Source organism: Nostoc sp., assembly GCF_041747015.1.
In the GTDB taxonomy this organism is placed as follows: Bacteria; Cyanobacteriota; Cyanobacteriia; order Cyanobacteriales; family Nostocaceae; genus Nostoc.
Genome location: NZ_JBGTFY010000223.1, coordinates 1 through 10,849, shown reverse-complemented (window position 1 = coordinate 10,849; position 10,849 = coordinate 1). Strand labels below are relative to the sequence as shown.

9 protein-coding genes are annotated in these 10,849 nt (G+C 43.4%); 8 read left to right on the top strand and 1 reads right to left on the bottom strand.

Going from position 1 to position 10,849, the window contains the following annotated elements; genetic code table 11:
• Positions 1 to 341 precede the first annotated feature (341 nt).
• The 8 genes from ACEW80_RS17955 to nblS all read left to right on the top strand — a co-directional run bounded on the left by ACEW80_RS17955 (position 342) and on the right by nblS (position 10,205).
• Complete coding sequence (locus ACEW80_RS17955; protein ID WP_373527898.1) at positions 342 to 521, top strand: hypothetical protein; 180 nt, start codon at positions 342 to 344, stop codon at positions 519 to 521.
• 234 nt (positions 522 to 755) lie between these two features.
• Positions 756 to 1,010, top strand: coding sequence for a TIGR03643 family protein (locus ACEW80_RS17950; protein ID WP_373527897.1), 255 nt, complete (start codon positions 756 to 758; stop codon positions 1,008 to 1,010).
• Between the two features lie 177 nt (positions 1,011 to 1,187).
• Positions 1,188 to 4,718, top strand: a complete 3,531-nt coding sequence (gene metH, locus ACEW80_RS17945) for a methionine synthase (protein WP_373527896.1) — start codon at positions 1,188 to 1,190, stop codon at positions 4,716 to 4,718.
• A 362-nt stretch (positions 4,719 to 5,080) separates the two neighbouring features.
• The gene (locus tag ACEW80_RS17940) at positions 5,081 to 5,992 is read left to right on the top strand and encodes a M23 family metallopeptidase (RefSeq protein ID WP_373527895.1); all 912 of its coding nucleotides are present in this window, start codon (positions 5,081 to 5,083) and stop codon (positions 5,990 to 5,992) included.
• A gap of 147 nt (positions 5,993 to 6,139) precedes the next feature.
• Positions 6,140 to 7,417 carry a phosphoribosylamine--glycine ligase gene (purD, locus tag ACEW80_RS17935; protein ID WP_373527894.1) on the top strand — a complete coding sequence of 426 codons (1,278 nt, stop codon included), beginning with the start codon at positions 6,140 to 6,142 and terminating at the stop codon, positions 7,415 to 7,417.
• A 109-nt stretch (positions 7,418 to 7,526) separates the two neighbouring features.
• Positions 7,527 to 7,811 carry a hypothetical protein gene (locus ACEW80_RS17930; protein ID WP_373527893.1) on the top strand — a complete coding sequence of 95 codons (285 nt, stop codon included), beginning with the start codon at positions 7,527 to 7,529 and terminating at the stop codon, positions 7,809 to 7,811.
• Entirely contained in the window at positions 7,804 to 8,121 is a 318-nt protein-coding gene (locus ACEW80_RS17925) for an RNA-binding protein (RefSeq protein ID WP_373527892.1), read from the top strand. Before ACEW80_RS17930 ends, ACEW80_RS17925 begins: the two co-directional genes overlap by 8 nt.
• Before the next feature lie 137 nt (positions 8,122 to 8,258).
• The gene (gene nblS / locus ACEW80_RS17920) at positions 8,259 to 10,205 is read left to right on the top strand and encodes a two-component system sensor histidine kinase NblS (protein WP_373527891.1); all 1,947 of its coding nucleotides are present in this window, start codon (positions 8,259 to 8,261) and stop codon (positions 10,203 to 10,205) included.
• Positions 10,206 to 10,267: 62 nt separating this feature from the next.
• Here the strand turns inward: nblS and ACEW80_RS17915 are convergent, their stop codons facing one another.
• Positions 10,268 to 10,639, bottom strand: a complete 372-nt coding sequence (locus ACEW80_RS17915; protein ID WP_373527890.1) for a hypothetical protein — start codon at positions 10,637 to 10,639, stop codon at positions 10,268 to 10,270.
• Positions 10,640 to 10,849: the final 210 nt, after the last annotated feature.

Below are 10,849 nucleotides of genomic sequence, written 5' to 3'. Positions count from 1 at the left end.
GAACTGAAGTTCCTTGTTAATAGCACAAGTCATCTGAAGATGACTAAATACCTCCAAAAATCTTTAGTCTACTTCAGTAGACTTTAGCTGAAAGCCAAAGAACTTTAGTTCCAGGTGGGTGATGAAGCCAACAGTTAAGCTATTCCTAGCTTAAGTTGACACCAATGATCATTGCTAAACCCTTACAACGGATATCTATTTACCATCAAAGTAATAATTAATCAAAGCCGGAAACAACCTATTTTGGCAAAATCATACGATAATTAATTTGTACAGTGCTTAAGTCCTAAGTTACTGCATAACGTCGGGTAAGTTATTTTTTCCAGGTTGATGCAACTAAGGTGCAAGTCGATACAACTAAGATGCAGGTTGATACAACTAAGATGCGAGTTGATACAACTAAGATGCAGGTTGATACAACTAAGATGCAAGTCGATGCAACTAAGGTGCAAGTCGATACAACTAAGATGCGAGTCGATACAACTAAGGTGCAGGTTGATGCAACTAAGATGCTCATGTAGAGACGCGATAAATCGTTTCTCTACAAAGAATGTACTCGTCAATTTTCCTTCATAGACTACTATTTCCGACTTGTGTTTACACCGTAGCCCTTTGGGAGAAGTACGTGGCGCGGGAATTTCATTCGTTAGGGCTTAAGTTGACTTCAGTTTTTTAGTGCTTTGCTGCAAGATATAAGTTACAAAAAGTAAAATATATATAGACATAGTTCAAATTTACCAATTGCCAGCAAAGGAATGAAGCCACCTAACCTCGATTCGGAAACCATTAATCGCATTATTGAAATGGCATGGGAAGATAGAACAACTTTTGATGCTATTGAGGCTCAGTTTGGGCTGCTTGAGAAACAGGTAATTGCTTTAATGAGGCGACAAATGAAGGAATCCAGTTTTCAGATGTGGCGAGAGCGAGTCACCAAACGCAAGACAAAGCATTTGTATAAGCGAGAATTTATTGCAGGTAAGTTTAAATCGCCCAATCAAAAAACGTAAAATTGTGATGACAACACATCTCTATATAGTACGCATACCAGGGAGTTGAGGCGATCGCCACGTTTCAGCATTCCTGACTTGATTAAATAATGTCGAAAATATCATAATTGTGGAAAATAATAAAGTAAGTCGAGTATCACAAGACTCACTTGATTTCCTTATTTCCTCTAGGCTAATATGACTCATCCTTTCCTTGAACGTCTGCGTAGTCCAGATAGCCCAGTCCTCGTTTTCGACGGGGCGATGGGAACCAGCCTCCAAACCCAAAACCTCACCGCTGAAGACTTCGGCGGCGCGCAGTATGAAGGTTGTAACGAATACTTAGTCCACACGAAACCCGAAGCTGTCGCTAAGGTTCACCGAGATTTTCTCGCAGCTGGTGCTGATGTCATTGAAACTGATACCTTTGGCAGTGCCTCCATTGTGCTCGCAGAATATGATTTGGCAGACCAAGCCTACTACCTCACCAAGACAGCCGCAGAATTGGCGAAGCGTGTCGCTGCGGAATTTTCCACGCCAGAAAAACCCCGGTTTGTCGCTGGTTCTATCGGCCCCACAACCAAACTACCCACCTTAGGGCATATTGACTTTGACACCATGAAAGCTACTTTTGCCGAACAAGCAGAAGCGCTGTGGGATGGTGGTGTGGATTTATTTCTGGTGGAAACTTGCCAAGATGTGCTGCAAATCAAAGCGGCGCTGAATGGAATTGAAGAAGTTTTTGCTAAAAAAGGCGATCGCCGTCCGTTGATGGTATCTGTGACAATGGAAAGCATGGGCACAATGTTGGTAGGTTCAGAAATCAGCGCTGTGCTGACAATTTTGGCACCTTATCCCATAGACATTCTCGGTCTAAACTGTGCCACCGGACCAGACTTGATGAAACCACATATCAAGTATTTGGCTGAACATTCACCTTTCATTGTTTCCTGTATTCCCAACGCGGGTTTGCCTGAAAACGTTGGCGGTCAAGCGCACTACCGCCTGACACCATTGGAATTACGGATGGCGCTGATGCATTTTGTTGAAGATTTGGGTGTCCAAGTGATTGGGGGTTGCTGTGGGACTCGTCCAGAACACATTCAACAATTGGCAGAAGTTGCCAAAGACCTAAAGCCAAAAGTTAGACAGCCTAGTTTAGAACCGGCAGCAGCATCAATTTACACCACTCAGCCCTACGACCAAGATAATTCTTTCTTGATTGTCGGCGAACGTCTCAATGCTAGTGGTTCCAAGAAGTGCCGCGATTTGCTGAATGCAGAAGATTGGGATGGACTCGTTTCGATGGCAAAGGCGCAGGTAAAAGAAGGCGCACACATCCTTGATGTCAACGTCGATTATGTCGGACGTGATGGTGTGCGGGATATGCACGAATTAATTTCGCGCATCGTCAATAATGTGACATTGCCTTTAATGCTTGACTCCACGGAATGGGAAAAGATGGAGGCGGGTTTAAAAGTTGCCGGTGGTAAGTGCTTGCTAAACTCCACTAACTACGAAGACGGAGAAGCCCGTTTTTTGAAAGTGTTGGAATTGGCGAAAAAGTACGGAGCAGGTGTAATCATTGGTACTATCGATGAAGATGGGATGGCGCGGACAGCAGACAAAAAGTTTCAAATTGCTCAACGTGCTTACCGTCAAGCTGTAGAATATGGTTTACCTCCTACAGAAATATTCTTTGATACTCTAGCTTTACCAATTTCCACTGGCATTGAAGAAGACCGAGAAAACGGTAAAGCCACAATTGAATCCATTCGGCGCATTCGTGAAGAATTACCTGGAAGTCATGTAATTTTGGGTGTTTCCAATATTTCCTTTGGTTTGAATCCAGCGTCGCGCATGGTACTGAACTCAGTGTTTCTGCACGAGGCGACAACGGCAGGAATGGATGCAGCCATTGTCAGTGCTAACAAAATTTTACCACTGTCTAAAATTGAAGAACGTCATCAAGAAATCTGTCGCCAACTGATTTATGACGATCGCAAGTTTGATGGTAACATTTGCGTTTACGATCCCTTGGCAGAGCTTACCACAGCCTTTGCTGGGGTGACGACAAAACGCGATCGCTCTTTAGATGAAAGTCTCCCCATCCCAGAACGTCTCAAGCGCCATATCATCGACGGCGAACGCATTGGCTTAGAAGAACATTTGAAAAAAGCCCTAGAAGAATATCCCCCCTTGCAAATTATCAACACCTTTTTGCTAGATGGCATGAAAGTTGTCGGGGAATTATTCGGTTCGGGACAAATGCAGTTACCCTTCGTCTTGCAATCTGCGGAAACCATGAAGGCGGCGGTGGCGTATCTAGAACCGTTCATGGAAAAATCTGAATCCGGCAACAACGCCAAAGGAACCTTTATCATTGCCACAGTCAAAGGCGATGTCCACGACATTGGTAAAAACTTGGTGGATATTATTTTATCCAACAACGGCTACAAAGTGATTAACCTGGGAATTAAGCAGCCAGTGGAAAACATCATCAACGCTTACGAACAGCACAAAGCTGATTGTATTGCGATGAGTGGTTTGCTGGTGAAATCCACCGCCTTCATGAAAGAGAATTTAGAGATATTCAACGAAAAGGGAATTAGTGTACCCGTGATTTTAGGTGGTGCGGCGCTGACTCCCAAGTTTGTGCATGAAGATTGCCAAAAAACCTACAAGGGTAAAGTAGTTTATGGCAAAGATGCCTTTTCTGACTTGCACTTCATGGATAAATTAATGCCAGCAAAAACTGCTGGTAACTGGGATGATTTGCAGGGATTTTTGGATGAATTTGCCGAAACTGCTGAAGTTTCGACAAATGGTCATAAAGAACCAAAAGCTACAATTGCTAAGAAAACATCTGCTGAACTAAAAGAAGTAGATACAAAACGTTCTGATGCTGTGGCGATAGATATTGAACGCCCGACACCGCCTTTCTGGGGAACACAGTTGTTGCAGCCTAGTGATATTCCCATTGAGGAAATCTTCTGGCACTTAGATTTACAAGCTTTGATTGCTGGACAGTGGCAATTCCGCAAACCAAAGGAGCAATCTAAGGAAGAATATCAGGCTTTCTTAGCTGAGAAAGTTTACCCAGTTTTAGAAACTTGGAAAAAGCGGATTATAGAGGAGAATCTGTTGCATCCCCAGGTGATTTATGGCTATTTCCCTTGTCAATCTGAGGGGAATTCTGTACACATATATAACTCAGAAAACCAATCACAGCAGGTTGCAACTTTCGAGTTTCCCAGACAAAAGTCATCGAGGCGACTGTGCATTGCAGATTTCTTTGCACCGAAGGAGTCGGGAATTATTGATGTGTTCCCGATGCAGGCGGTGACTGTCGGAGAGATTGCAACAGAGTTCGCTCAAAAGCTGTTTGCTAATAATCAATACACTGACTATCTGTATTTCCACGGTATGGCGGTACAGGTAGCAGAGGCTGTGGCTGAGTGGACACACGCCAGAATTCGCCGGGAGTTAGGTTTTGCTGCTGACGAACCGGATAATATTCGGAATATCTTAGCACAGCGCTATCGTGGCTCACGCTATAGTTTTGGGTATCCGGCTTGCCCGAATATTCAAGATCAGTATAAGCAATTGGAGTTATTACAGACTGACAGGATTAACTTGTATATGGATGAAAGTGAACAACTTTATCCAGAACAGTCTACCACTGCCATTATTACTTACCACCCAGTAGCAAAATACTTCAGCGCTTAATCTATATCTCCTCTCCTTTTGGTTTTATCGGGTGGGTTAGGCTTACCTAACTCACCCTATTTAATCTCAGAAGTTGTTTATCCGATACTCAGCGAAGATAAATTTGGCGTTGCATAGCTGCGGGATGATTTTTCTCACGCAGAGGAGCCAGTGCGTTGGGCGGGTTCCCCGACTTGAAGCACCTGGCGTCGCGCAGAGACGCAGAGAGGCAGAGAGGATATGGAGTTTTAGATTTCAATACATAACGTTTCATCCCTTGATTCAGCAAAGATAAATTTAATTTCCTGATATTTTTAGAGTTAGCTTGAAGTAACAAATAATCAGAAAGTGTCTGAATTATTGTTTTAATAGACTTGCAAGTTATGAAAAAAGTTATCATTGATCGATACCGGACTTATGGACTAATTGGGTTAATATCCTTAACCGCCGTATTAAGTACAAATACATCTGCCCTAACACAGTTAGCAAGGGATGCCCCAATTGGGCAAACTTCCATCCCTGCTTCTAACTTGATTTGGCCGACTCAAGGGTTTATTTCTCAAGGCTTTCGCAAATATCAACATGAAGGAATTGATATTGCCGGGGCATCTGGAACTCCTATTGTTGCTGCTGCACCCGGTATAGTTGTAAAAGCAGGTTGGGATGATTGGGGATTAGGCAATGCCTTAACTATTAAACATCTCGACGGCAGTATCACTGTTTATGGTCACAATCGCCGTTTATTGGTGAGCAAGGGTCAACAGGTCATTCAAGGTCAAATTATTGCCGAGATGGGATCTACAGGCAATAGCACAGCACCTCATCTACATTTTGAAATTCATCCAAATGGGCAAATAGCAGTTGATCCCCTTGGTCTGTTGGCATCCTCAATTGCAAGTGTCACCTCTGCTTCTAAAGTTCAGCAAAGTAACCTAAACCACCTAGTTTCAACACCTCCGGTAGCAAAGCAAGTTTTACCTTCACAGCCAATTCCAATAGGTTTTATACCTGTAAGCACTGATATAAAATGCAATGGAGCGATGATTATTGAAGGCGAGACTGCAAACATTCGTGTAAAAGTCTGCAAAGAAAATGGCCGATTATTTTATATTGGGCAGTTGAAGCAAGACGCAAGTAAGCCGATAAAGATGCCAGCTTTGAATATTGGCAAAGGCAGATATCGAGCCGATAATGGTAGTTTTTCTTATTTAATCACTCCTGAAAGTGTGGAAGTGTGGCGAAGTGGCAGTCAGATTCGTTCTGACAGTTTTTATACTTTCACAAAATCACCATAAAGTAACTACATACTGTGCGATCGCAAAAATCTAAAATTTCATAATCCGCAACATGGATTATATACTACTGGATCATGAGATGAAAAAATTGATCCGCGAGAGCTGAATACAGCATTCTCGTTTCGCCAGGGACGCACGAGGAAATCAGTGAAAATTTTAATTGTAGGTAATGGGGGGCGCGAACACGCTCTGGCATGGAAACTGTTGCAATCTAAGCAAATTGAGCAAGTTATCTGTGTACCAGGGAATGGAGGCACAGCAATTATGGAACGTTGCCAGAACTTGCCTCTGGCAGTAGATGATTTTGAGGGGATAAGTCAATATGCTCTAGAACATGGCATAAATTTGGTAATAGTTGGGCCAGAAGTCCCCTTAGCGAAGGGAATTACAGATTACCTCCAAGACAAAGGACTGATGGTATTTGGCCCAGTTAGAGCCGGAGCGCAAATTGAAGCGAGTAAAGCTTGGGCAAAAGCCCTAATGCAAGAAGCAGGGATTCCGACGGCACGATCTGCGGTATTTACGGAGGCAGCAGCAGCAAAATCTTATATAAGAGCTACGGGAGTACCAATTGTTGTCAAAGCTGATGGCTTGGCAGCTGGTAAGGGTGTAACGGTAGCTGAAACAGTTGAACAGGCAGAAAGTGCCGTTGATGCAATGTTTCAGGGACAGTTTGGTAGTGCTGGTGAATTTGTCGTCATTGAAGAATGTTTGATTGGGCAAGAGGTGTCAGTTTTAGCGTTGACGGATGGGTTAACAATTCGCTCCTTGCTGCCAGCTCAAGACCATAAGCGGATTGGTGACGGCGATACGGGGGAAAATACTGGTGGGATGGGAACTTATGCCCCAGCACCCATTGCTACGCCGGAGTTGATGGCACGCATTCAAACAGAAGTCTTAGAAAGAGCGATCGCCACCTTAAAATTTAAAGGCATTGACTACCGAGGTGTGTTGTATGCTGGGTTGATGATTGCACCCGATGGCGACTTCAAGGTTTTGGAATTTAACTGCCGCTTTGGAGATCCTGAAACCCAGGTGGTTTTGCCACTGTTAGATACACCCCTAGAAGAGTTACTTTTAGCTTGCGTACAGCAACGATTAAGCGAATTACCACCCATTGCTTGGAAACAAGGAGCAGCTGCCACTGTCGTTGCAGCTTCAGGTGGTTATCCAGGAGAATATCAGAAAGGCCACGTAATTACTGGTATTGGAGAAGCAGAAAAAGCCGGAGCAACTGTATTCCATGCAGGTACGAAGTTGAACCAGCAACAAGAAGTAGTGACAGATGGGGGACGGGTGTTAAATGTGACGGGAATCGGAGAAAATTTTGAGCAAGCGATCGCTCAAGCCTACGCAGGAATCAAATATATTCAGTTTGAGGGAATATACTACCGTAAAGATATCGGTCATAGAGTGCTAAGTTAGTAGTTTGCTGCCTTATCGATGGGATTTTATTTCAATGTTAATAGTGAGTTAATTACAATTTACAAAGCTCCTCAAAAGGGAAAAGGTCAGAAATTGCTGGAGAAGGGGTTTGAGCCAGTCGATTTTCCCTACAATCCTCCCTACGTCGATGGAAATTGCTACTTTGCGGCCAGACGATAGAAGCATTGCTGAAGAGTTTAATCAAAGCTACAAAGAGGGGATTCTTGAAGTTTCAATCAATCAGGCAACTTATAACCATTATTTTAAGCCGCTTGAGTATCGCTATGATGAGAAAGACAGTCGTGACCGGATTGAGGTGGTTGTTCCCCAGGCTTGTTTCCAATTCTCGACCAATTTCCACGAGTCCTCAAGCCACAGTGAACATCATGGATAGTAAAAGTTGGGATCAAGTCAAGTCTAAGTACAAGCTGGGTCAGTTTGTACAAGGTAAAGTTGAGTATCATGCACCCTTCGGGATTTTTGTAGATATTGGTGAATCCTCGGTGAAAGGTTTGATTAAGATACCCGACTTTTTGGATGAGGGGGAGATGACTCAACAGATATATCCTGAAATCGGTATGACCATAGGATCTGTTGTGGTTGGATACAACGAGAGCAATTGCCGTGAGGTGTATCTCAATGCAAAGCCCAGTCTACTGCATAAAGCTCTTGTACCTCTGAAAAATCGTGCTTTGACTGTTTAAGATCACTACCTACCTGGCGCAAGCAGTTCTGCGGTTTTGCTTTCCCTCCTCTCCCCTAACATACATATTTGTCAAATTAACTGTTAATTTTTAAGTTGTTGGCTTTATAACAAAGATTACTAACAACTTTATTTAAGATGCTAAGTTTGTTAAAAACAATTCGAGATGCGATCGCTAGTTGGTGGTCAGAGTTCACCCTCCAGACCAAACTGTTGGCTGTGGCCACAATGGTAGTTTCCTTGGTAATGAGTGGTCTGACCTTCTGGGCTGTGAATACAATTCAGCAGGATGCGCAGATGAATGACACCCGTTTCGGTCGTGACTTGGGGCTGCTGCTTGCTGCCAATGTTGCCCCTTTAGTCGCTGACAATAATCTCACTGAGGTTGCCCAATTTTCCCAACGCTTCTACAGCAGCACCTCTAGTGTGCGTTATATGCTCTACGCCGATGAAACCGGGGAAATCTTTTTTGGCATTCCTTTTTGGGAAGCGGAGGTAAAAAACTCTCTCACCATTAAACGGCGGATACAACTACCAGAAGATTACCCTAGTGATGGGGTAAAGCCGATGGTACGGCAACATGCAACCCCAGATGGCATAGTTACCGATGTATTTATTCCTTTAATCGCTGATAAAAAATACTTAGGTGTATTAGCGATCGGGATCAATCCCAATCAGACTGCGATCATCTCCACCAATTTTACCCGCGATGTCACAATTGCCGTTTTTATCACAATTTGGGTAATGGTGATTTTGGCAGGAGTAATTAACGCCTTGACCATCACCAAGCCGATTAAAGAACTACTGGTGGGGGTGAAACAAATTGCTACCGGGAATTTTAAGCAGCGGATTGATTTACCTTTGGGGGGGGAACTGGGGGAGTTAATTTTAAGCTTTAACGAAATGGGAGAGCGATTAGAGCGTTATGAAGAGCAAAATATTGAGGAACTGACCGCAGAAAAAGCCAAGCTAGAAACCCTAGTTTCCACGATCGCCGATGGTGCTGTGTTGATTGATAACAATATGCAAGTGATTTTAGTCAACCCCACAGCACAGAGAATTTTTGGCTGGGAAGCTGCTGATGTGGTAGGACACAATCTATTGCATCACTTGCCCCCATCGGTACAAATGGAAATCACCCGTCCCTTGTATGAAATGGCAGCAGGCGAATGCGAAAGCGCCGAATTCCGAATTTTTATTAACCAACCCACACCGCGGACGATCCGCATCCTCTTGACTACAGTACTCAACCTGCAAAGGGAAAGCATCAAAGGCATTGCAATTACTATCCAAGATATTACCCGTGAGGTGGAATTAAACGATGCAAAAAGTCAATTTATCAGCAACGTTTCTCACGAACTGCGAACGCCTCTATTCAACATCAAAACCTATATTGAAACCCTGCACGACTACGGCGAAGAATTAGCTTTACAAGAGCGGCAAGAGTTTCTGCAAACTGTAAATCATGAAACCGATCGCTTAACGCGCCTAGTTAACGATGTTTTGGATTTGTCAAAACTCGAATCTGGTCGCCACTACAGCTTTGATGGAGTAGATTTAGCTCAAGCGATCGAGCAAACACTGCGTACTTATCAACTCAATGCTAAAGATAAAGATGTTAAACTTGTTCAGGAAGTTGCTTCTAATTTGCCCCTGGTAATGGGTAATTATGATCTATTAGTACAAGTGTTTGGCAACCTGATTGGTAATGCCCTTAAATTCACAAAAGCTGGTGGTAAAGTGGCAATCCGCGCCTACCAACTAGATTTCAAGCCCAGTCACACTCAATCTTCTCCAGTACGGATTGAAATCTCCGATACTGGAATTGGCATCGCCACAGAAGACCAACATTCAATTTTTGAACGCTTCTTCCGCGTAGAAAACCGAGTTCATACCCTAGAAGGCACGGGTTTAGGTTTATCTATTGTTAGAAATATCATTGATAGACATCATAGTAAAGTCCATTTAGTGAGTGAAGTCGGCATTGGCACCACATTTTGGTTTGACTTAGCCGCCTTCGAGGAAAAAGCACCACCAATAGAAGTTGAATCTATTGCTGAAACATCCAAAATCACCACAGCCTGAAGTTTAGGGATTAGGTATTGTTTGTTATTTTTGACCATTCCCTATTCCCCAAAAAATATAAATCAAGACCTTAATATAACGAACAACAAACAGACCAATAATAAACTTAATACCAACAGCAAAGCCTGATTGCCTTTTACCCAAATTTTCACAGTTACCGCAAAACTGTTAGTATGACGCTGCTGTTGCAATTCTAACTTTGTCTCTTCAATATTTTGGTAGAGGGTACAGTTTTTGGCGTAGGGACGCTGGGGAAAATTGCAAGTATCATCAGCATGATAGGTGCAGGTGTCGCACAGATAACCGTCCCCAGTGGCGCGGTGCAACGGAATACCGGGATGACCGTAAGCTTTGAGTGTTGTCCGGCAATAGGGACAATTAATAGCTTGATTATCAACGAGTTGATGGCAGCGGGGACAAGATACAGTAGCCAAAACCTTTAGGGCAAATAAGTTAAGTAAACACTTTGATTTTAGCCATTTACAGGAGTAATGGGGAAATACATATATAGGGCTTGCTGAATAAGTCTCCAGAGCGAATCTAGAAGCCACACAGCTTACAAAATAGTAGTTTCGTCGCTTAGTTTCCCAATTTGCCCGGCGCTCGCCGACGAAAGTGCAAGGTTTTTGAACCTCTGGATGCTA

Coding starts and splice junctions, on each gene's coding strand:
- ACEW80_RS17950 (WP_373527897.1), top strand. CDS start 756: ATGAAGCCACCTAACCTCGATTCGGAAACCATTAATCGCATTATTGAA.
- metH (WP_373527896.1), top strand. CDS start 1,188: ATGACTCATCCTTTCCTTGAACGTCTGCGTAGTCCAGATAGCCCAGTC.
- ACEW80_RS17940 (WP_373527895.1), top strand. CDS start 5,081: ATGAAAAAAGTTATCATTGATCGATACCGGACTTATGGACTAATTGGG.
- ACEW80_RS17925 (WP_373527892.1), top strand. CDS start 7,804: ATGGATAGTAAAAGTTGGGATCAAGTCAAGTCTAAGTACAAGCTGGGT.
- nblS (WP_373527891.1), top strand. CDS start 8,259: ATGCTAAGTTTGTTAAAAACAATTCGAGATGCGATCGCTAGTTGGTGG.